This is a genomic window from Poseidonibacter lekithochrous, from assembly GCF_013283835.1.
Taxonomy (GTDB): domain Bacteria; phylum Campylobacterota; class Campylobacteria; order Campylobacterales; family Arcobacteraceae; genus Poseidonibacter; species Poseidonibacter lekithochrous.
On the sequence record NZ_CP054052.1, the window covers coordinates 139,625 to 162,259 of the forward strand.

Sequence of the window (22,635 nt, forward strand, 5' to 3'; positions counted from 1 at the left end):
TATATAATGTAAATTATAGAAAATAGGGGAGATAGTTTTATGTTAAAAAATATCAATATAAAAATTAAAGTATTAGCTACGATACTTGTTAGTTTGTTTTTATTAGCACTAGCTGTTGGATTTATATCTGTAAATAAATCAAAAGATGCACTAATGGAAAAAAGCTACGATTCATTAACTTCATCAAGAGATATGAAATCTGAACAAATCAAAAATTTCTTTGCACAAAAAATTGCTAGTATAAATACATTAGTAAAAACAAAAGATGTAAATGAATTAGCTTACGATATGGATAGTATCGAAGGGCAAATGAATATTAACGCAGAGGGAAAATTCCCAGTAGAAGAGCAGTTAGTAAAAGACATTACAGCCCCACATGAAGTATTCTTTGGAACATATATGAAAGAGAATGCTTATGAAAATATATATTTAATCAATATGGAAACAGGGCAGGTTGTATATGCTGCAAATAAAAAATCTGATTATGGTGAAAACCTAAAAACAGGGGAATTAAAAAATAGTGGTTTAGGTGAAGTTTGGGCTAAAACTATGAAAACTCAAAAAGTTAGTTTTGCGGATATGAGACCTTATTCTCCAAGTAACAATGAACCAGCTATGTTTATTGGAGCTCCTGTATTAGAAGATGGGGATTTAACTGCTATTTTAGTTTTCCAACTAAGTGTAAAACAAATAAATAAAGTAATGCAGTTTAGAAAAGGTTATGGAAACACACAAGAAGATTATTTAGTTGGAAGTGATTATTTAATGAGAAGTGATAGTTTTCTTTCTCCTTCAACACATAGTCTAAAAGCTTCATTTTCAAAACCAAAAACTGGTAGTGTAAAAACACAAGCTTCAAAAGAAGCCTTTGCTAAAAAATCAGAAACAAAACTAACAATAGATTATAAAGGGGATAAAGTATTATCAGCCTATAGTCTAATAAAAATTGGTGATGATTTAAAATGGGCTATTATCTCTGAGATTGATGAATCAGAAGTAATAGAGATTCCAAATAGTATTAGAAATCAGATTTTTATAGTTTCATTAATATTCTTAGTATCAATAATGTTTGTAGTTTATATTGTAATTAATAAAGAAGTAATCAAACCCCTAGATAGATTCCAAAATGGATTAATTGAGTTCTTTAAATACCTAAGTAAAGAATCAAGCGAAGTTAAACTACTAGAGAAAACATCAAATGATGAAATAGGTTTAATGTCTGATATTGTAAATGAGAATATTACAAAAACAAAAGCTCTAATGGAAGAAGATACAGAACTAATTAACGATGTTAAAAGAGTTGTAAATCTTCTAAAAGAGGGAAAAATCAAACAAGAAGTTGTTAAAAGTACAAGTAATGAAGGTTTAGAAGAGTTAAAAAGAATCTTTAATGAGATGTTAGAAGTTATGGCAAAAGATGTGGCAGTTGATTTAAATAAAATTGATGATGCTCTAAATAGTTTCCAACACCTAGACTTTACACATAGAATTGATAATGCTACTGGAAAAACATCTCTAGGATTAAATTCACTTGCTGAGATTATTAATGAGATGTTAGTTGAGAATAAATCAAATGGTTTATCACTAGCAAGAAGTAGCGAAGTACTATTAGAAAATGTGAATAACTTAAATAAGAATTCAAATGAATCAGCAGCAGCATTAGAAGAAACAGCAGCGGCTTTAGAAGAAATTACAAGTAATATTTCAACTAATACACAAAATGTAGTTCAAATGTCACAGTATGCTAAACAGTTAAATAATTCAGCAAATGAAGGGGAAGTATTAGCAGGACAAACTACAAGTGCTATGAATGCTATTGATGAGCAAGTAAGTGCTATTAATGATGCAATTTCTGTAATTGATCAGATTGCCTTCCAAACTAATATTCTTTCTCTAAATGCAGCCGTTGAAGCAGCAACAGCAGGTGAAGCTGGTAAAGGTTTTGCCGTAGTTGCACAAGAGGTAAGGAACTTAGCAAGTAGATCAGCAGAAGCAGCAAATGAAATTAAAACTTTAGTTGAAAATGCTACAACTAAAGCTAATGATGGAAAAGTTATAGCTTCTAAAATGATTGATGGGTATGGAGTTCTAAATGAAAATATATCAAAAACAATTGAACTTATCTCAGATGTAGAATCAGCTAGTCATGAACAAAAAGCAGGAATTGAACAAATCAATGATGCTATTGGTTCCCTAGATCATAAAACACAAGAGAATGCCTCAATTTCTAATAAAACAAAAGATGTAGCAAATGAAACAGACTCTATTGCAAAAGTGATTCTAAAAAGCGCAGATGAAAAAGAGTTTATAGAATAAAAAAAGAAGAAGTTAAAACTTCTTCTTCTCTCCCACTAATTTCCCTCGATATTTTGCTAGACTTTCAAAAAAGGAATTTATTGAAAACAGCACAAAATCACATAACACTTATTTTACTATTAGCTGTTTTATCTTCAGTTACACCACTTGCCGTGGATGCATACTTGCCATCAATGCCAGATATTGCCCAAGACTTGGGTGTAAAAATAAATAAAATAGAATTAACAATTAGTATTTTCTTAATATTTTTTGCTCTTGGACAATTAAGTGGAGGAATATTATCAGATAGAATAGGACGAAAGAAAATAGCACTTTTTGGTTTATTTGGTTTTTGTATCTCTAGTTTTGCTCTATTTTTCTCAAACTCATTAGATACTTTGTATTTCTTTCGAGCTACACAAGCCTTTTTTGGAGCAATGGCTACAGTTAATTCAGCTGCAATTGTAAGGGATTTATTCCATGGAAAAGAGGCTGCTAAGATATTCTCAGCAATTGCTTCGATTATGATGATAGCACCTATGATTGCTCCTGCATTAGGCTCATTAGTGATTACATTTTTTACTTGGAATTATATATTTTTATTTTTAGGGATATATTCACTTATTGTAATGATTATAATTTATTTTAAATTACCACTTACGGGAATTAAAAGTAAAACAAAAATTAAAGAAGCATATAAAAAAGTATTAACTCATAAACAAGCTATGGGATATATACTTTCAGTTGCTTTTGGTTTTTCTGGAATGTTTATATTTATTGAAAAAAGTTCTTTTATTTATATGGAATACTTCTTAATCTCAAAAGAGTATTTCCCACTGTTTTTTGGTGCAAATGTTTTAATGATGATTATTCTTACAAAAGTTAGTATGAAACTTATTCAAACTATTGAGACTAAAAAGGTTTTAAAGTTTGGAATTATTCTACAGCTAATATCTGGACTTGCTTTGGTTGGCTTCTCTTTTGATGCTTCTATTTATACTATTTTTGCATCTATGGTTTTATATGTAGGTTCACTTGGATTTATTTTTGGAAATGCAATGGCTTTAGCCTTGGATTATTTCAAAGAAGATTCAGGGGTTGCTAACTCTGTTATTGGAGTTAGTGAATTTACAATTGCTGGAATTATTGGATTTTTAGCTTCTCTTGTTCATAGTGAGACTTTGACACCAGTATTTTTAATGATGGTAGCAACATCTCTTTTAGCTCTTATTTCATTAAGACTTAGTAAATAAAAGTAGACTCTTAAGAGTTACTTTTATTTATATAATGCTTTAAAATATCTACAGTTTTAGAAGCATATCCCCATTCATTGTCATACCATACAAGAAGTTTAATCATATTGCCATTTTTTACATCTGTATATCTATGATCAATTATAGTTGTTTTATTCTCTTGTTTAAAATCACTTGATACTAAAGGGTCGTAGTTATTTAAAACCACGGGGAACTTTTGAGTTTTTTCACACTCTTCAAAAAGATTGATTATCTCTTCTTTAGAAGATTTTTCTTTTGTAAATAAAGTCACATTAATAGCTCCTACTGTATCTGTTGGAACTCTTAGAGAATTAGATGAAATCAAATCATGGTTAAATTTATCTAATACGTATGAACAAGCATCAATAGTTGTTGTTTTACTTGGAATAATATTTTGAGTTGAAGACCTACCAAACTCAAAGTTATAGTCTACATTTCTAGTAGCACTTCCTATAAAACTTCCATCAAGTACTCTTTGGTGATTAAGTAAAGGATGAATAGTTACTATATCTCCACATATAATCTCTTTTGTTTCATCTATTAGTTTAAGCGCTGGTAATAGTGCTGTTGCATTACATGAGCTTGTTGATATAACTTTATGAGTATTGATATCTAGGTTATCTTCATTTGCTCCAAGGACTATATTTATATCAGCATTAGCATTTGGGTGAGTTAAGAAAACAGCTTTTACAGGTAATTTTTTCATAGCTTTTAAATCATCTTTTACTCCACTAGCATCAATAATAATATCTATATTTTCAAGATTAATATCATGTAGTGTTTTATGGTTTGATATTTTGATTTTAGCTTTTGAGTTTTGTATAAAGTTATCATCAATTACTTTGAATTTATCAGACATATTTCCATATGTAGAATCATAGTTGATTGAGTAGACAATATTGTCAATATATGGATTGATTTCATTAATGGCAAGTATTTCAAAATCATCATTTTGCAATAACTGTTTTAAAATAGCTTTACCAATACGTCCAACACCATTTAATAGGATTTTTGTTTTCATATTTTGCAAGGCCTATGGGAATTTTGTGGCTAATTCTACCATAGTTTAAATAAGTGTTAATAATTAGGCTTTTTTCATCTCAATAAATAAAAAATGTGAATCATTTATAGCTTGAATATTTAGATTTTCTTCATCCACAATTTCCATTGCATCCCCGTCATTTAAGTCTATGCCATTTATTGCTGAGGTTCCAGATATTTGTACAAAGTACACTTGTCTATCCTTTTGTATCTTATAATCTAAACTTTTATTTTCCTCTAATAAACTAACATAAAAGTTCACATCCTGATGGATTTTAATTTGAGCATTTCCTTCTTGTGAAGAGACAATGTTTAGAAGTTTATTCTCTTTTTGCTCTCTTGTGTATCTGTGTGAACCATAAAGTCTCTCAAGTCCTCTCTTAGGAGGAACAATCCAAATTTGTAATAGTTTTAAATCTTCAGTTGAGCTTGCATTATATTCACTATGATAGATTCCATCACCTGCGCTTAAGTACTGAACTTCTCCACTTTTTAAAATCTCTTCATTTCCCATAGAGTCTTTGTGTTTTATCTCACCTTGAGTAATATATGAAATGATTTCCATATTCTCATGTGGGTGTGTGCCAAAGCCACCATTTGCGTGAATAATATCATCATTTAGAACTCTTAAAACTCCAAAATTAATATTAGCTGGGTTTCTATATTCTGCAAAAGAGAAATGAAAACGACTCTCTAACCAGCCAAGATTTGATGTTCCCATATTTTCTTTATTTAGTTTTTTTAACATTGTTTATTTCCTCCTTCAATTATGCCCTTGGCATATAATTTTTGGTTCCAAACCTAATAAAGTGAAACTATTCACTTCATTTATACGGTTTTCATATCAAAAGCAAAACATTCCATAGATAAATTTGTATATGTTATTTCATGGTTGAATGATTTTGCTTTTTTATTTATAGCACTTCCATAGATAATATATAGAGGTAAAAAGTGCTCAGGACTAGGGTGATTTTGATAAAAAGTATTTAAGTTTTTTATTTCAAGTAACTTTTGTTTATTTCCACTTTTCATAGCTTCTACTACAAAGTCATTAAAATCCTTGGCATACTTTTTCACCTCTCCTAAAACACTCATATCTGATAAATTATGTGTTAATCCTCCACTACCTATAATTAATGCGTCTTTTTTAAAAACCTGTAGTTTTTCACCTAAATTAATCAATTGTTCAATTGAATAATTTAGAGGAATTGATAGTTGTATTACAGGAATATGAAGTTCTTCATACATCATTGCTAATGTACTCCAAACTCCATGATCATATGTATTTCTAGTTGTATCAACTTCTATGTTAATATCTTGTTTTTCTAACTCTTTTATTATCTCTAAGGAGATGTTCTTCTGGCTATTTATTTCATAATTGTAATTATATAATTCATCTTCAAAGCCATAAAAATCATACATTAAACCTTTTGTTTCATAATTTATAATTTTTAAATCTTTTGTAGTCCAATGGGCTGAAACTACAATAATATATTTTGGTTTTTCTAATGTATTTGCAAATGTTTTTATATTTTTTTTTGTAAATGAATTCCCTAAAATCATATTAGGTGCTCCATGTGAAATAAATAGACTTGGGTTCATCTTTTATCCTTATTTTGCCACTTGTACAAATTGTTCTAAAATTCTTTTAGAACTTTCAACTCTTAAAGGGCTTTGATATGTTGTGATAATTTCTCTTGGCATTACAAGTGAACCTAATTTTGAAAACTGACTTCTCATTGCATTACTTACATCACTTCCCCCACCACCTGAGTGTGTTGCTAACTGGATTGGTTTTAATGTAAATACTTCTCTAAAATCATCTCCAACTCTTGAAATCCAAGCTACTGTATTTACAAGTACTGGAGGTAGTGAGAAGTTGTATTCAGGAGACACAAATACATATGCTGAAGCATTTTTCATATCTTCTATTAAAGTTCCTATTTTCTTTGGAATGCCATCATGTTCTTCTTTAAAAGAGTCATACATAGGAAGGTCTAAATCAACTAAATTAATTATTTGACTCTCTTTTCCTAACTCTTTTAATTGACCTTGAAGAGTGTTTGCTAACTTCATATTTTCATTTAAACTTGCTACAAATATTAAATACATTTTGAACTCCTTTTATTTCTGAACTTAGCTAATTATTTAGCTAAGATTCCTTCTACTGCGATGTTTAATTTTACTTTTTCACCAACAACTACGCCACCAGCTTCTAAGGCTTTATTCCAGTTAAGACCATAATCTTTTCTATTAATTTTACCATTTAATTCTAGTCCAACTCTTTTATTTCCCCATGGATCTGTAACTGTTCCATTGTTTTCAAAATCTAATTCAATATTTTTTGAAATACCTTTTATTGTAAGTACTCCATAAGCTTTATCATCATCAATTTTATCAAGTTTGAATGTTAAAGTTGGATATTTTGAAGCATCAAAAAAATCAGCAGATTTTAAATGACCGTCTCTTTTTTCATTATCAGTATCAATTGAATTAACTTCTACTTTTCCTTCTAAGGCTTTTAACGTATTTGTCTTTTCATCGTAGTTGATTTTTCCAGTAAAAGTATTGAACTTCCCTGCAACATTTGAAATCATTAAATGTTTTACTTTAAATCCTACATTTGAATGGCTTGCATCCACATTGTATGTTCCTGCGTATAAAGCACCTGCACTTAAAATTGAAGCTAATCCTAATTTTACTAATTTTGTCATTTCTTATCCTTTTTATATGTAGTACTAGTTAGTACTATTTGTTTAAAATTTTTTTAATTGGCCTTATAAACCTTATTTAGAAGGGCATATAAAGTATCTAATTCTTCGTCACTTAAAACTTCAAGTGAGTTATGTAAATTTTTTGCATGATTTGGGAATACTTTTTCAATTACCTCTTCACCCTTACTTGTAAGAGTAAGTATAGAAGCTCTTTTATCTTCTGGGTCTGCAATAGTTGTAATCCATCCATCTCTTTTTAGATTTTTTACTACTACTGTTATATTTCCAGGAGTACTCATTGTAAGTTTTGTAATTGAACCAATATTTAAATCACCTCTGTGATAAAGCACTTCAAGTACTTTAAACTGATTAAATGTTAAGTCAAAGTCGTTTAAATAGTTAACCATGTTGTTATGAAATTTTAATCTAATTCTTTCTAATCTAACGATTGTTTTCATAGATTTATCTGTTCTTTTTCCATAAGTTTTAAGTGATTTTGTATTCATGTCTCTAACTCCTTGTTGAAATTATACTACTAATTAGTAATAAATGTCAATAGCTTTAATGTAAAATACTACTAGTTAGTACTAAAAAACCTAAAAAAAGGCCAAAGAATGGCCCTTAGCTAAATTTAGAAATTTATGATCTTTTTGCAGTTGACATAAAAACAGCTGCCAAAATAAGAAACATACCTGTAATTCTATTTTGAATTTTCATTGCTTTTACATCTTTTATTAGGAACTTAAGTTTAGATGCCATTGATGAATATCCTGTCATTACAAAAATATCAACAACACATAAAGTAAGACCAATTATTGCAAATTGAAGCCATAAAGATTCGCTTGGATTTAAAAACTGAGGAATAAAAGCCACAAGAAAAACGGTTGCTTTAGGATTAGTTAGATTAATAAATGTAGCTGTTAAAAAAGCTTTTTTTGCATCATAAGATTTTATTTGTTCACTCTGTTCAACTAACTCAACTTTTTCAAATATTTTGCTAAGACCTAGGTATACTAAATATGCTACTCCTACCCATTTTACTATATTAAAAACAAGTACAGATTTTGCAATTATTGCTCCAAGACCAATAACTACAATAAAAGTTTGAGCAAGCAGTCCAGCTTGTAATCCAAAAATTGCAGAATATGATTTTTTAAGTCCATATTTAATGCCATAATTCATTGATACTACTGCACCTGCACCCGGCGAAACCGAGATTGCAATTGAGGCTAGTAAAAGTGTTAGCCATACTTCAAAATCCATTATTAAATCCTTCTACATAAGTGTTAATAGCTTATATAAAAACAAGTAAAATATAACTTAACCTCTTCGTAATAAACAATTAGCTAAAATATCACGATTTGCTATAAAGAAAGAAAAACAAGGAAATAAAATGCTATTAACTCCGGGACCAACACCAGTACCAGAATTTGTTAGAAAGGCTATGGCTGATATTACTATTCACCATAGAACTCCTGAGTTTGAAGCTATATTTAAAGAAACTAGAGAATTATTATTAGAACTGTTTGATATGCCAGAAGCAGTTATGTTAGCTTCAAGTGGAACAGGTGCTATGGAAGCTTGTGTTACAAACTTAACACACAAGAAAGCACTTACTGTTAATTCAGGAAAGTTTGGTGAGAGATTTGGAAAAATCTGTGCCGCTTTTGATATTGACTACACTGAAATCAAAAACGAATGGAATACTCCAGTTGATGTAAACGCTGTTATTGAAACAATCAAAAATGATAGCGATATTGATGCTGTATTTATTCAAATTTGTGAAAGTGCTGGAGGGTTAAGACATCCAGTAGAAGAAATTGCAAAAGCAGTTAAAGAAATTAATAAAGACATTATGATTGTAGCTGATGGAATCACTGCAATTGGTGTTGAAAAAGTTGATACTACTAATCTTGATGCAGTAATCACTGGAAGTCAAAAAGCACTAATGCTTCCTCCTGGTTTATCAATGATTGGATTATCTAACGCAGCTGTTGAAAAAATCAATGCTCAACCAAAAGGTTATTACTTAAACCTGAGCGCTGAAATTAAAAAGCAGGGACAAAACACAACTGCTTATACAGCTGCAACAACTTTAATTATTGGATTAGGAGCAATTCTTTCTAAAATTAAAGAAGGTGGATTTGAAAATTTATATGCAAAAACTGCATTAAGAGCAAAATCTACTAGAGAAGCATTAATTGCAATTGGATGTGAGGTTTACCCACAAACGCCAGCAAATGCAATGACAACAATCTTTACTGAAAATGCACCAGCAATCAGAAAGATTTTAAAAACAAAATACAATGTTAATATCGCAGGTGGACAAGACCATATTAAAACTTCAATTTTCAGAATTAATCACATGGGATTAGTTGAAGATTTCGAAGCAGCATGGGCTGTTAATGCAGTTGAGTTAGCAATGGACGAGTTAGGGTTAAGAGCCTTTGACGGAACAGCAAATAAAGTATTTGCTCAATCTATGTTTAAAGGAAACTAATTACTATGGTTTTTGAACACGAAATTCCAAAAGGAAGTAGATTATACTTCGGGAAAGCAGCAAAAGCAAAAAGAGCTTTAGAAAATAAGATTTGTACTATTTTAGATAATAGTGGATTTGAAGAAATTGTTACTCCAAACTTTTCTTATTCTCAACATCAGTCAATTGCTAATGAAAAGAAATTAATTAAATTTTCTGATGAACAAAATGAACAAGTTTCATTAAGAGCTGATTCTACTTTAGATGTAGTAAGAATCATCTCAAAAAGATTAGGTAGAACAACTGACCATAAAAAATGGTTTTATGTTCAACCAATCTTTACTTATCCATCAAACGAAGAGTACCAAATTGGGTGTGAGTGGATAAAACATGATAATATTTCTGATATTATGAATTTAACAGCAGATATTCTAAAAGCTTTAGAAATCGAACCTGTTTTTCAAATATCAAATATTAACATTCCAAAACTAGTTGCAAGTGAATTAAACATTAGCATTGATTTATTTAAAAACGGTGAAATAGCAGCACTATTTAAATTAAATTGCGATTGGTTAAACGAATTAATAAAAGTTAAAAATATTTCTGATTTAGAAGCGGTTATAAAAATTGTACCAGCTACAATTAAAACAGAATTAGAGATTTTATTAAATAAAGCAAATGAAGTTGATTATTCAAATAAAGTAATTGCTCCATTATATTATGGGTCATTAAAATATTATAATGGTGTTTATTACAGAGTAATTAGTGATAATTTAACAATATGCAAAGGTGGTATGTACTCAAGTGAGGGTATGTGTTCATTAGGTTTTGCACTTTATACAGATAGTTTATTAAAAATTTTAGAGGATTAATATGAGTAAAGCAGATTTAATTGTAGGAATACAATGGGGTGACGAAGGTAAAGGTAAGATGGTTGATATGCTTGCCCAAAATTATGATATGGTTTGTAGATCACAAGGTGGTCACAATGCAGGTCATACTATCTGGGTTGATGGTGTAAGATATGCATTACACTTAATTCCTTCGGGAGTTTTAAATCCAAAAGCAATTAATATCATTGGTAATGGTGTTGTATTATCACCAGAATCAATTATCAAAGAGATGGAACAATTTGGTGATTTAACAGGAAGATTATTTATTTCTGATAAAGCACATTTAAATTTACCATACCACGCTTTAATTGATCAAGCTAAAGAGAGACTAAAAGGTGATAAAGCTATTGGTACTACTGGAAAAGGTATTGGACCAGCTTATGCTGAAAAAATTTCTAGAACTGGATTTAGAGTTGGTGAATTATTAAACCCAACAAAATTAACAGCTTCTATTATTGAATTCTTTGAACAAAATAAAGCTATCTTCAATGTATTAGAAATTAATACTCCTGAAGAAAAAGAGTTATTAGAATTATTAGAATCATATAAAGAAAAATTAGCACCACTTATTGCAAACACAACTAACATGGTTTGGGATGCAATTGATGCTGACAAGAAAATTTTATTAGAAGGTGCTCAAGGTACTTTACTTGATATTGACCATGGAACATACCCATATGTTACTTCTTCTTCTACTGTAAGTGCTGGAGCTTGTACTGGTTTAGGTATTTCTCCAAAAGATATTGGTACAGTAACTGGTATTGTTAAAGCGTATACTACAAGAGTTGGTAACGGTCCTTTCCCATCAGAAGATTTTACAGACGAAGGTCAAAAAATTGCTGATATTGGTAAAGAAGTAGGTGTTACAACTGGTCGTGGTAGAAGATGTGGTTGGTTTGATGCAATTGCAGTAAAACACGCTTCTAGATTAAATGGATGTGATCAATTATCATTAATGAAATTAGATGTATTAGATGGTTTCCCAAAAATCAAAATCTGTGTAGCTTATGATTTAAATGGTGAAAGAATTGATTATATGCCATCTGATTTAGATAATGTTAAACCAATTTATGAAGAATTTGATGGATGGGATACACTAGTTGGTGTAAGAGATTATGATGCACTTCCAGAAAATGCAAAAAAATATATTGAAAAGATTGAAGAAGTTACTTCAACAAAAGTTGGTATAGTATCAACATCACCAGAGAGAGCAGACACTATTATAAGAGGGTAGAAAGATGAGAATTAAGTTACATCACACACCGTATATTTCTAAGAGAATTACGAGAGATTTAGTAAATTGTAGTTTTGTTGAAGTTAGAAAAGAAAAAAGTAGTATAGAAGTTGAAATCGAAAGAATCATCGATGCTGATATTGAAAAAGAGTTTGATCTTGACGAAAAAGTTGAAACAATTCTAGATGAGCAAGAAGAAGAAATTGAAAATCTTAATGCCGATAGAAGACAACTTTTTTGGATGACAAAAAAGAGATTAGCAAATGATTTTGGTGTAATCTTAAATAATGAAGATAGATTCTCAGACATTGCACACCAAATTTTAGACTTTTTATGGGAAGAAGATTATATTCACTACACTTGTTCAGATAACCAAGTGAAGAATATCATTTTCTCTTCTATTGATGAGTTTATGAAAGGTTTTGAGCAAGCAGATTCAGCCGTATTGACAAAACTTAAAAGTTATAAAAGAAAGTTAATACCTGGAACTGAGGATTATGATTTAGTTTATCATAGATTATATGAAGAGGAATTAATTAAAAGAGGGTTAATATAATATGCAAAAAGTATGGATATATTTAGAGAATGGAACATTCTTAGAAGCAAAATCTTTTGGTGCAACTGGAACATCAGTTGGAGAGATCGTATTTAATACGTCATTAACTGGATACCAAGAGATTATTACTGATCCATCATATGCTGGGCAATTTGTAACTTTTACAATGCCAGAAATTGGTAACGTTGGTGTAAATGAAGATGATATGGAAAGTAAAACTGCATACTGTAAAGGTGTGTTTGTAAGAACTTATCATCATGAATACTCTAACTATAGAGGACAAAAAGATTTAGATTCACTATTAAAAGAACATGGTGTTTTAGGAATCACAGAAATCGACACTAGATACTTAACTAAAATGATTAGAGACGAAGGTGCGATGATGATGATTGCATCTACTGAAATTTCAGATAAAGATGAATTAGCTAAACAATTAGCAGCATCTCCTAGAATTGAAGATATTAACTACATTGAAGAAGTATCAACAAAAGAAGCATACATCCATAAATTTGGTGCATGGGATCACGAAAATAAAGCTTATAATAAAGCTGTAATGAGTGATAAAAAAGTTGTTGTTGTTGATTTTGGTGTTAAAAGAAATATCTTAAATGAATTAGTTGAATCTGGTTTAGAAGTAGAAGTTATTCCTTCATCATTTAATGCTGAAGAATTAATTGCTAGATTTGAAGCTAAAGAAATTGGTGGAATCTTCTTATCAAATGGACCTGGTGATCCATTAACATTAACAGAAGAGAAAAAACAAGTTCAAAAATTAATTGAAGCAAACATTCCAATGTTCGCAATTTGTTTAGGACATCAAATGTTATCAATTGCTCATGGCTTTGATACATACAAATTAAAATTTGGTCAACATGGTGGTAACCATCCAGTTGCTAACCCATCAAAAGTAGTTGAAATTACTGCTCAAAACCATAACTATAATGTTCCAGATAATATTATTGAAATTGCTGAGATTACTCATCAAAACTTATTTGATAATACTATTGAGGGTGTTAAATATAAGAATAAAGATATTTTCTCTGTTCAGCATCACCCAGAAGCGTCTCCAGGGCCGCATGAATCTAAATATATTTTCAATGAGTTTGCAAAAATAGTGAAGTAATTCACTATTTTTAGGATTTGTTGTTGATAAAATAATATAACTTATTTGATATTATTTATAACTAGTGGATTATATCCACTAGTTGATTTGTAGGTTTGATTCTTTAAGGAGAGTTAAATTGTTTTCTTAGCTTTCTTGATATAATTCTTTAATTAAACTAGCTGATAGTGTAGATTTACTTGAGTTAATCACTGAATTACTAACACTTCCACTTTTTGTATATTCCCATGAATCTTGTCCATATAAAGCTTTTAATGTATTATTTGAAATTGAATTTTTTGCTAAAGTATATTCATTAGTATTTTTCTCATTTAATTCAAAATCCTTTACATAAGATGGTGTATCATCATTTTCTGCTGGATATAATGCAGATAAATTATCTTGTGCAAAAGAAGCACTTCCTATTAATAAACTTAAACCAATAATTGTATTTAAAAATCTTTTCATTTTTTATTCCTTTAATATTTTAACTTTAATTTTCAATAGTGTAATTAAAGTAACTAATGGAAGTTTACTCTACTAATACTTAAATTATCCTTAGTGTAATAAATGTTACTATTGAATATAGCTTTCTTTAGTGGAAAAAACTCCTTGGTGTAATAAATGTAACTAAGTGAGATTTGAAAAAATATATGCTACTATATGTGATAAAGGATTTATATATGTATAAAATCAATGACAAAGATTATGAATGTCCAGTAGATATTACTTTAGATATTTTCAATGATAAATGGAAATTATCAGTTATATGGCATTTAATGGATAATCCCAAAAGATTTAAAGAATTAGATGAAACTATTTGTGGTATAACTAAAAAAACTTTAACAGTAAAATTAAAAGAATTAGAAGAGAAGAAATTAATTATAAGAGAAGTATTTCCTGAAGTTCCACCAAAAGTGGTTTACTCATTAAGCCCAACAGGGGAAAGATTAAAAGAAGCTCTTGATTGTATGTATAAATGGGGTGTTTCTTATGTTGAAGAACACGGAGAAGTAATAGAAAAAACTAAAGAATGTGAATATTAATATTTATTTGAAATAAGTTGTATAAAGTAAATGACTTAAAAAGCCATTTATTTTATAAGAAGTAAGTTATAACTTGATATGTTCCAGCAGCAGCAATACCACCTGCAACACCAGCTAATAGGTCATCACCCATAACTCCCCATCCACCTTTTACATCTCTATCAATCTTACCGATAAATGAAGGTTTCCAAATATCAAATAATCTGAAGTATAAAAATGCAAGAATAGACATAATAACCATATTAGACTCATTAATACCACAAATAGATAAAGCAATCCACATTCCGGCTAATTCATCAATTACGATCTCTTTACCATCGTGAGCACCTACTTGCTCTTCATAGATATCAATTTGTTTAACTGCAATTACACTGATTAATAAAGCTAACATAAATAGGTTAGATACATGCATATACTGAAGTAAAACAACACCCATTATAAGTGCAACAAAACTTCCTACTGTTCCAGGAGCCTTAGGAAAAAGACCTGAAAATCCAACCGTTAAAAAAAACTTTCTAAGATTCATTATTTACCTTATTTCTTTTTTTCAATACCAAGTTTTTTTCTCTTTTCCCAAAGAGATTTTCTTGAAATACCTAATTTTTTAGATAACTCAGTATCTGGATATTTTGTTTGGTACGATAATACCATTAATTTAACGTAATCATTAATTGTCATAATATTAGTATTAGACATTAATAAGTTTTGGTTGTTAAACTCTACTTTTCTATATGGGAAATCTTCTTCTGTTTCAAGTGAAGAGATAACACAGTTTCTATTTTCAATTAATTTGATTAGATTTTCTTTTGCAGTCTTTTTAAGACTGTGATATTCAGTTAAATAAATAATACCTTTTTCATCTAATGCATTTAATTGTTTTTGCCAAGTTGATGAATTTAGTGAAATAAATGAGATTGGCATATCAAGTTTTCTTGATAATTCAAATACTAACTTATCAGCAGAATTCTGTGAATTTGACTCAATTAATGACGGGAATGAAGGAGGTAAGAATGTATCAGTAGTATCAATATCATTCATAATAAAATCAACATAATCCCTTAGTGTTTGAAGTTCTCTTCTAATACTTCTACACTCTTTATAGTGATAGATTTTTCTTACTAATTCATCCATTAAGAATGGTTTCATAATATAATCTTTTGCACCATCCTTTATTGGATTTGTTACTGTTTCATCAGAAATATAAGAAACTAAAAGAAGAATAATAGAATTTTCTTTATATTTTTTTATGATGTTTTTACATAAAGACGAAGGTAAAGATGTAGATAATAAAACAATATCATAATCTTTTGATAAATTGTCAATATTTGGTGATTCTATATAATCACAACTATGCCCATCATCAAGTAATCTTGATACTACTTTTTGTGCTAAGTAGATCTCATTTTCTATAATTAATATATTCATTTTTGCTTCCAATTATAATATTTTATAGTTGCTATACTTTGAACAGCAACTCCTTCACTTCTACCTATGAACCCCATTTTTTCACCAGTAGTAGCTTTGATATTAATAAACTGCTTTTGTATTCCTAATAACTTAGATAGACATCTTTTAATATCTTGTTTATGTGGATTTATTTTTGGCTGTTGTGCTAGAACAGTTAAATCCACATTTACTATTTCGTAACCTACATTGTAAATGAAACTTACGATTTCCTCTAATAATAGTTTTGAATCAGCACCTTTATATTTAGGATCTGTGTCAGGGAAAAATTCTCCAATATCTCCCGCGCCGCAAGCTCCCAATAAGGCATCAATTACTGAATGGATTAATACATCTCCATCACTATGTGCTTTAAATCCATATTCACATGGAATTTCTACTCCACCTAAATACATTTTTTTATTGTCTTGGAATTCATGAATATCAATTCCAGTTCCAGTAAAGAAATTATTTGATGGGGCATTTAAACATGGAATATCTTTTAGCTCATCACCAAAAGTTAGTTTTTTACTTTCAATACTACCTTGAACATATTTTATAGTACCGTTCATAGCTTTAACCGCAGAGCTATCATCAGTATATTCAACATTTGTTTCTAAGGCTTTTCTTAAAATGGATGTGTTTGAAAGTTGAGGAGTTTGAATAAGTTTTACATTGTCTCTATCTATTGTTTCATCATGATATATCACAGTATCTGAAACATTTAAAATAGGAACAATACAATCTGCATTTTCTTTTTCATTAAGTAGGTTTTCAATTACAGTTTGTGGGATACATGAACGTGCAACATCTGTAACCATTACATATTTAGTATTTACCTCTTTTAAAGAATTAGAAATAGACTCCTGTCTAGTGTTACCACCAGTAACATAGATGAAGTCATCAGAAAAATTCTCCATGTAAGAGAGCTCATTTTGATGAGATGTAATAATTATTTTATCAAATTTTGCATACGTACTTAGTTTATTTGTAACGAATAACCATAATGGATCATTATCAATTCTAAGCCACTGTTTCTTTGCTTTGTGCTCAAATCTAGTCGAATTACCAGCACATAAGACGATGAGTGAAACGTCTGTCACTATAACCCCTTTGTGTAAAAAAGTTACATATTATATTCTAATGTTACTTATGAAAAGTTAAGAATTCTCTCGAATTTCATCTTTTATATTTTCAATAGAATCTAAAAGTATTTTTTCGTCAAATCCATACTTTTGTGCAAGTTCAGAAGAGATCTTAATTGATCTATCACTTAGTGGATCTCTCATATCTGCTAAAGCTTTTACAATCTCCAAGGCTTGGGTATGTTTCTTGAAATGACTAGGACAAGATTCACTATTTCCTACAAAACCAATTGAGAAAATAAGATTATGACTTAATGCCCAATGTTTGAAGATATTAGCTGTAATTCTAGAACTGGAGAATCCAATAAAATCTTCCTCACATTTAGTTATATTATTTGTTTTATTTAACGCTTTTAAGAAATCTTTTGATTTATCTTCTTGTGTTAATACATTTGAAATAATAAATTTTCCAGTTTCTTGTAAAAATGCTGGCATCAATAAATCTTCTTTTAATTCATTATCGAACTTTGATACCCAAGTATTTACTATTTTTGTAGCAAGAGCACTTATTTCAATAAAGTCATCATTACTAATTCCATAAGGAGATAAGTTACATTTAACTGTATTTTGTACAATAGAACCCATAGCAAGGGAAATTGTGAAGTTAATACCAAGAAGATTAATGGCTCTACTTAAAGTATCAATAGTACTTCTAAATCCAAACATTGAAGAGTTTGCAACTCTTAATATTGTACTTACAAGTAATGGATCTTTTTTTATTATTGCAATCAATTCTTCAGGATTAGTATTTTTTACTTTTCTAAAGTCTTCTAATTCAAGCATACTATTAGGTAGTGGGGGTAGTGAGTCAATTTTCTCTGTTAATTTCTTTTTCATATTAATCCTAATATCAGATATTATAATAATTTACTTATTTATCTCTTATTCTTAATGCAAATAACAATGTTTTAATTGATTATTTTAATATAAATACAATACTTTATTAGCATTTTTACTTACTTTTATGGAATATTATATAGAAAAGAAACTTATATAAGTAATAAATATAAATTACAATCTATAATTAAGGTTTTATAAACAAATTTAGATATAATCGCTGTAATTAAATAAATATTATAGGATTTTTAAAATGAGAGATTGGCTAGACAATCATAAAAATGATAAAATTAGAACTCAAATGTATTATGCAAAACAAGGTATTATTACTCCAGATATGGAGTATGTAGCGGAAGTTGAAAATTTAGAACCTGAGCTTATTAGAGCTGAGATTGAAAGAGGAAGATTAATTATTCCTGCAAATATCAACCACAGAAACTTAAAACCAATGTCAATTGGTATTGCTTCATCTTGTAAAATTAATGCAAATATTGGGTCATCTGCTATCGTTTCTGACGTTAACGGTGAGCTTGAAAAAGTTGATGTATGTTTAAAATATGGTGCTGATACTATTATGGATTTAAGTACAGGTGGTGACTTAGATGCAATTAGAGAAGCTGTAATTGGTCACTCAAACGTACCAATAGGTACTGTGCCAATCTATCAAATCTTACATGATTGTAAAGACAAAATTGAAGACTTATCAATTGATGTAATGTTAAAAGTTTTAGAGAAACAAGCACAACAAGGTGTTTCTTACTTTACAATTCACGCAGGTTTCTTATTAGAAAACATGCCTAATGTTGCAAAAAGAAAAATGGGAATCGTTTCAAGAGGTGGTTCTTTAATGGCTGCATGGATGATGCATTACCATAAAGAAAACCCATTCTATGAGGCATTTGATGAAATCTTAGACATTTGTGCTAGATATGATGTTTCTTTATCTTTAGGAGATTCTTTAAGACCAGGTTGTCTTGCAGACGCTTCTGATCCAGCTCAATTATCTGAGCTTAAAGTATTAGGAGAATTAACTCTTAAAGCTTGGGAAAAAGATGTTCAAGTAATGATTGAAGGACCAGGTCACGTTCCATTAAATCAAATTGAAAGAAACATGAAATTAGAAAAAGAGTACTGTCATGAAGCTCCTTTCTATATTTTAGGACCATTAACTACAGATATCGCTGCTGGTTATGATCACATTTCTTCTGCTATTGGAGCAGCTGTTGGTGGATGGCATGGTGCTTCTATGTTATGTTATGTAACTCCAAAAGAACACTTAGGTTTACCAAATGCTGCTGACGTAAGAGATGGAATCATCGCTTATAAAATCGCTGCTCACTCTGCTGATATTGCAAGAGGTAGAAAAGGTGCTAGAGATATTGATGATGCAATGTCTGATGCTAGATATGCATTTGATTGGAATAAACAGTTCGAGCTTTGTTTAGATCCTGAAAGAGCTAAAGAGTATCATGATGAAACTCTTCCTCAAGATGTATTTAAAGAAGCAGAGTTTTGTTCTATGTGTGGACCAAAGTTTTGTTCATACAAAATTACTCAAAAAATCGTTGAAGAGCATGGCGAAGCTATGCTTGATATCGCTAACCAATAAAACTTTTTATGAAAGATATACCTTAACTTTAGGGTATGTCTTCATAATCTTCTCTCTTCTACTTTTAGAACTTACAGCTATTGCAGTTGCCAAAACATCTGCTAGTGTTGCACTAGAAGCAACTACAGTTACAGAATTTATATAATCCACACTAACAGCTTTTTTTGCATTTATTAAATGATGATACTTCTCATTGAATCTTGTACCATATGCACCTGAACTTGCCATTGCTTTATTGTTTAATGGTATATATTTTAAGTCGTTCAAGTATGGAGTTGAAATATTCCAATCTCTTTTAGCTGGGTGTTGTCCTAGAGCGTTAATTTCCCCTAAATCTACTAATACATTAGTAAATCCCTCTTTTTTTAATAATTGGCTTATTTTGTCGCTTATATAGCCTTGTGCTATACCATTTAGAGTTATAGCCATATTTTTTTCTTTGAAAGATATTTGATTTTCATTAAATGAGATATTTTTATATGAAACTAGTTTTTTAACTTCTTCTACTTTTTGTTTTAATATCTTTTCATTATTATGGTACTTTGAATAAACTTGCCATAAAGGTTGAATAGAAATATCAAAAGCACCTTTTGTTTGTTTTGATATAAGATTTGAAAATGTGATTAATTCTAATAACTCTTTTGGTGGATTATTTAAATATCCATTTTTATTTAATTGATTAATAGATGAGTTTTTTCTATATAAAGAGAAAATATTTTCTAATCTAATAATTTCAAGCTCACATTTTTTTAATACATTTTTTGCATAAGAAATATTATGATGATATAAAGTCATAGAAGAAGGAGCTCCAAGTGCAATCCCTTCCCAAGTAATTTTTTTGTTTTTTATATCTTTTGCTAATAATTGACTTCCAATACAAACAGCTGAAACACTTAAAAACTTTCTTCTTGATATTTTAATCATCTGTTTTTCTCCATGATTTTACTTTAGTTTCTTTTGCATTTTTTATTAAAATTTTACATAGTTTATCACTACTATAAATTTGTACACAATCCATACATTGGAAACATTCATCATATTTGATAGTTCCACTTTTTTTATCAATGGCATTGTAATTACAGTTTTTATAACAGTTATTACATGGATTACCACACTCTTTTCTTCTTGGTAACCAGTCTAAGAATTTAAACTTCCCTGCTAAGGACAAAAATGCTCCAAGAGGACAAATAAATCTACAGAAACCTTTGAATATAAACATGCTTAATAAAATCCAAAAGATTGCATATAAAACATAAGGAATTTCTCTATCAAAGATTAAAGTAATAGAGGTTTTAAAAGGTTCTATTTCAATTAAATATTCAGTAATATTTGGTGCAAAAATTACTGATAAAATAAGTAAAGCTAAAACTACATATCTAATATAAACCATTTTATCACTAAGCTTTTGAGGTACTTTTATAATAGGAAGACGTAGCAGTCTTGCAAAATAAAAAGATAACTCTTGTAAAACTCCATAAGGACATAACCAGCCACAGAATGTTCCTCTTCCCCAAATAACAAGTGAAATAAAAACAAAGAACCAAATAATTAATGAGAATGGGTCATATAATAAAAACTGTAAACTTTGAGAGTTTACAATGGCTTTGACAAATCCCAATACTGTAACCATACTAAGTTGACCTTGTCCGTACCAACCAATAAAGAATAGGGTAATTAATAGTATAAAGGTTCTTTTGTATCTAAGCTTTTCAAGTAGTACTTGATATTTATAAAGAATAATAAATAGACTTGTTAAAAAGATTGAAAGGATAATTAGTTTCTCTTTTTGTTCAATTATTGATACTAACCATAATGGTTTTTCTTCAATTACTTCAATTTTCTCAAAATATTTATCAGGGCTTATAATCTCAAAACTTTTGTCTTTTAAAACAGGAGTTGAGTATAAAGTTTCATTTCCTCTAATAAATTTTAGATTGAATATCCAAGGACTTGAAGGATCAAAATTAAATCTTTTATCAACATCTAAAATAATAGCTTGTTCAAAATCAGGAAGTGAGTCTAAAAACTCTATTTCATAATCCCCATCATTTATACTAATAGGAAAATCATCTTGTATAATCTCAAAGGTATCAGGAGAAGTATTAGGAACAAACTCTTCAGATAGTATTTGATGTTCCCCATTTGCAAAAATTATAATAGCTTCTTGAGTTTTTGTAATTTGGTTTTTTACTTCATTTTTTGTATCTTCTTTTAGTAAGTTTTCCATAACACTTGGAATTGCTAAATTTGCAATATATAAATCTAGAAAAACTTCATTTTTATCTTCTTCTAGTATTAGCTCTTCATATTCTGTATTTTTAAATAACTCTTCAACTTGAGCTTTAGTGATTTTTATATTTGTAATAAGCCCTTTATTTAGAAGTTGTGTAAAAGTGGATTTTTCAAATAAGTCTTTTCTTGCATTTCGTATCTGTTTTGGAGCAACTCCTGAGAGTTTTTCACTAGCAACTTTTATTGAGGAAGCCAAAATACTATCATTTGCAATTTTTACGGAAGCAGTAGCTTTACTAACCCCATCTAAATATACAGTATTACTTGTTCCTGTCTCTTTCCCTACCTTTATACTGGAAGATAGATTCTTGCCTTTGTATTGATCTAAAAACTCCACAAAAGGTATAACCCCAAGTCCTGATACAAATACAGGTTCATCTTGTTCTAGTACTTTTACATCTAAGAAGTTACCTTCTAAATCTATTGATACTAACATATTTAGTTTTCCACCTGAGAAACCAAGTACGGGAGCTAGATTATATGTTTCATATATATAAGCATAAAGTTTTTTTTCTTTATCTAGAACTGGCCAAATAGGTAGTTTTGAGTCTTGCTCACCTAGATGCATGTCTTTTTCTATAAAGCTTTTTATATCGTCTTTATTTAATGATGCGAATAGATTGGAAGAAATAAAAACAGTAAATAAAAATATAACAAATAATCTAATCATTTAAA

The 22,635-nt window shown here is 29.3% G+C and carries 23 protein-coding genes; 9 read left to right on the forward strand and 14 right to left on the reverse strand.

Annotation, left to right across the window (positions count from 1 at the left end; all coding sequences use genetic code 11):
• Positions 1–39 precede the first annotated feature (39 nt).
• Both ALEK_RS00705 and ALEK_RS00710 read left to right on the forward strand, forming a co-directional pair.
• Positions 40–2,316, forward strand: a complete 2,277-nt coding sequence (locus ALEK_RS00705) for a methyl-accepting chemotaxis protein (protein ID WP_071626672.1) — start codon at positions 40–42, stop codon at positions 2,314–2,316.
• Between the two features lie 80 nt (positions 2,317–2,396).
• Positions 2,397–3,548, forward strand: a complete 1,152-nt coding sequence (locus tag ALEK_RS00710; protein ID WP_071626673.1) for a multidrug effflux MFS transporter — start codon at positions 2,397–2,399, stop codon at positions 3,546–3,548.
• Between the two features lie 10 nt (positions 3,549–3,558).
• On the opposite strand, the gene ALEK_RS00715 is transcribed toward ALEK_RS00710, so the two are convergent.
• From ALEK_RS00715 to ALEK_RS00745, 7 genes are all read right to left on the reverse strand, one after another.
• Positions 3,559–4,590, reverse strand: coding sequence for a glyceraldehyde 3-phosphate dehydrogenase NAD-binding domain-containing protein (locus ALEK_RS00715; RefSeq protein ID WP_071626674.1), 1,032 nt, complete (start codon positions 4,588–4,590; stop codon positions 3,559–3,561).
• Positions 4,591–4,653: 63 nt separating this feature from the next.
• A complete protein-coding gene (locus ALEK_RS00720) occupies positions 4,654–5,358 on the reverse strand; it encodes a pirin family protein (protein WP_071626675.1) in 705 nt (234 codons plus the stop codon).
• 80 nt (positions 5,359–5,438) lie between these two features.
• Positions 5,439–6,212 carry a DODA-type extradiol aromatic ring-opening family dioxygenase gene (locus ALEK_RS00725; protein WP_071626676.1) on the reverse strand — a complete coding sequence of 258 codons (774 nt, stop codon included), beginning with the start codon at positions 6,210–6,212 and terminating at the stop codon, positions 5,439–5,441.
• A gap of 9 nt (positions 6,213–6,221) precedes the next feature.
• Positions 6,222–6,722: an NADPH-dependent FMN reductase gene (locus tag ALEK_RS00730; protein WP_071626677.1), complete on the reverse strand. Its 501-nt coding sequence runs from the start codon at positions 6,720–6,722 to the stop codon at positions 6,222–6,224.
• A 32-nt stretch (positions 6,723–6,754) separates the two neighbouring features.
• On the reverse strand, positions 6,755–7,324 hold the full coding sequence (locus ALEK_RS00735) for a YceI family protein (protein ID WP_071626678.1): 570 nt from the start codon (positions 7,322–7,324) through the stop codon (positions 6,755–6,757).
• A gap of 53 nt (positions 7,325–7,377) precedes the next feature.
• Complete coding sequence (locus ALEK_RS00740; protein ID WP_071626679.1) at positions 7,378–7,830, reverse strand: MarR family winged helix-turn-helix transcriptional regulator; 453 nt, start codon at positions 7,828–7,830, stop codon at positions 7,378–7,380.
• Positions 7,831–7,963: 133 nt separating this feature from the next.
• On the reverse strand, positions 7,964–8,587 hold the full coding sequence (locus ALEK_RS00745; protein WP_071626680.1) for a LysE family transporter: 624 nt from the start codon (positions 8,585–8,587) through the stop codon (positions 7,964–7,966).
• Positions 8,588–8,717: 130 nt separating this feature from the next.
• Between ALEK_RS00745 and ALEK_RS00750 the strand changes: the two genes are divergently transcribed.
• The 5 genes from ALEK_RS00750 to carA are packed head-to-tail and all read left to right on the forward strand — an operon-like array spanning position 8,718 to position 13,609.
• Positions 8,718–9,824: a pyridoxal-phosphate-dependent aminotransferase family protein gene (locus ALEK_RS00750; RefSeq protein WP_071626681.1), complete on the forward strand. Its 1,107-nt coding sequence runs from the start codon at positions 8,718–8,720 to the stop codon at positions 9,822–9,824.
• A 5-nt stretch (positions 9,825–9,829) separates the two neighbouring features.
• Positions 9,830–10,675, forward strand: a complete 846-nt coding sequence (locus ALEK_RS00755; RefSeq protein WP_071626682.1) for an ATP phosphoribosyltransferase regulatory subunit — start codon at positions 9,830–9,832, stop codon at positions 10,673–10,675.
• Position 10,676: 1 nt separating this feature from the next.
• Positions 10,677–11,930, forward strand: coding sequence for an adenylosuccinate synthase (locus ALEK_RS00760; protein WP_071626683.1), 1,254 nt, complete (start codon positions 10,677–10,679; stop codon positions 11,928–11,930).
• A gap of 4 nt (positions 11,931–11,934) precedes the next feature.
• On the forward strand, positions 11,935–12,486 hold the full coding sequence (locus tag ALEK_RS00765; protein ID WP_071626684.1) for a DUF507 family protein: 552 nt from the start codon (positions 11,935–11,937) through the stop codon (positions 12,484–12,486).
• Between the two features lies 1 nt (position 12,487).
• Positions 12,488–13,609 carry a glutamine-hydrolyzing carbamoyl-phosphate synthase small subunit gene (gene carA / locus ALEK_RS00770; RefSeq protein WP_071626685.1) on the forward strand — a complete coding sequence of 374 codons (1,122 nt, stop codon included), beginning with the start codon at positions 12,488–12,490 and terminating at the stop codon, positions 13,607–13,609.
• Positions 13,610–13,735: 126 nt separating this feature from the next.
• Here carA and ALEK_RS00775 read toward each other — a convergent pair whose 3' ends face one another.
• Complete coding sequence (locus ALEK_RS00775; RefSeq protein WP_071626686.1) at positions 13,736–14,056, reverse strand: hypothetical protein; 321 nt, start codon at positions 14,054–14,056, stop codon at positions 13,736–13,738.
• Between the two features lie 215 nt (positions 14,057–14,271).
• Here ALEK_RS00775 and ALEK_RS00780 point away from each other — a divergent pair, with 215 nt between their 5' ends.
• A complete protein-coding gene (locus tag ALEK_RS00780) occupies positions 14,272–14,634 on the forward strand; it encodes a winged helix-turn-helix transcriptional regulator (protein ID WP_071626687.1) in 363 nt (120 codons plus the stop codon).
• Positions 14,635–14,686: 52 nt separating this feature from the next.
• On the opposite strand, the gene ALEK_RS00785 is transcribed toward ALEK_RS00780, so the two are convergent.
• From ALEK_RS00785 to ALEK_RS00800, 4 genes are read right to left on the reverse strand one after another with little or no spacing between them, the layout of a single operon-like run.
• A complete protein-coding gene (locus ALEK_RS00785; RefSeq protein ID WP_071626688.1) occupies positions 14,687–15,160 on the reverse strand; it encodes a phosphatidylglycerophosphatase A family protein in 474 nt (157 codons plus the stop codon).
• 8 nt (positions 15,161–15,168) lie between these two features.
• Entirely contained in the window at positions 15,169–16,059 is an 891-nt protein-coding gene (locus ALEK_RS00790) for a response regulator (protein WP_071626689.1), read from the reverse strand.
• Positions 16,056–17,180 carry a bifunctional 2-C-methyl-D-erythritol 4-phosphate cytidylyltransferase/2-C-methyl-D-erythritol 2,4-cyclodiphosphate synthase gene (locus ALEK_RS00795; protein WP_071626690.1) on the reverse strand — a complete coding sequence of 375 codons (1,125 nt, stop codon included), beginning with the start codon at positions 17,178–17,180 and terminating at the stop codon, positions 16,056–16,058. The genes ALEK_RS00790 and ALEK_RS00795 overlap by 4 nt, the downstream gene beginning before the upstream one ends.
• Before the next feature lie 57 nt (positions 17,181–17,237).
• The gene (locus ALEK_RS00800) at positions 17,238–18,059 is read right to left on the reverse strand and encodes an HDOD domain-containing protein (RefSeq protein WP_071626691.1); all 822 of its coding nucleotides are present in this window, start codon (positions 18,057–18,059) and stop codon (positions 17,238–17,240) included.
• 253 nt (positions 18,060–18,312) lie between these two features.
• On the opposite strand from ALEK_RS00800, the gene thiC reads away from it, so the two are divergent.
• A complete protein-coding gene (gene thiC, locus ALEK_RS00805; protein WP_071626692.1) occupies positions 18,313–19,668 on the forward strand; it encodes a phosphomethylpyrimidine synthase ThiC in 1,356 nt (451 codons plus the stop codon).
• A gap of 6 nt (positions 19,669–19,674) precedes the next feature.
• On the opposite strand, the gene ALEK_RS00810 is transcribed toward thiC, so the two are convergent.
• A complete protein-coding gene (locus ALEK_RS00810; protein WP_071626693.1) occupies positions 19,675–20,592 on the reverse strand; it encodes an FAD:protein FMN transferase in 918 nt (305 codons plus the stop codon).
• On the reverse strand, positions 20,585–22,630 hold the full coding sequence (locus ALEK_RS00815; RefSeq protein WP_071626694.1) for a 4Fe-4S binding protein: 2,046 nt from the start codon (positions 22,628–22,630) through the stop codon (positions 20,585–20,587). The genes ALEK_RS00810 and ALEK_RS00815 overlap by 8 nt, the downstream gene beginning before the upstream one ends.
• Positions 22,631–22,635: the final 5 nt, after the last annotated feature.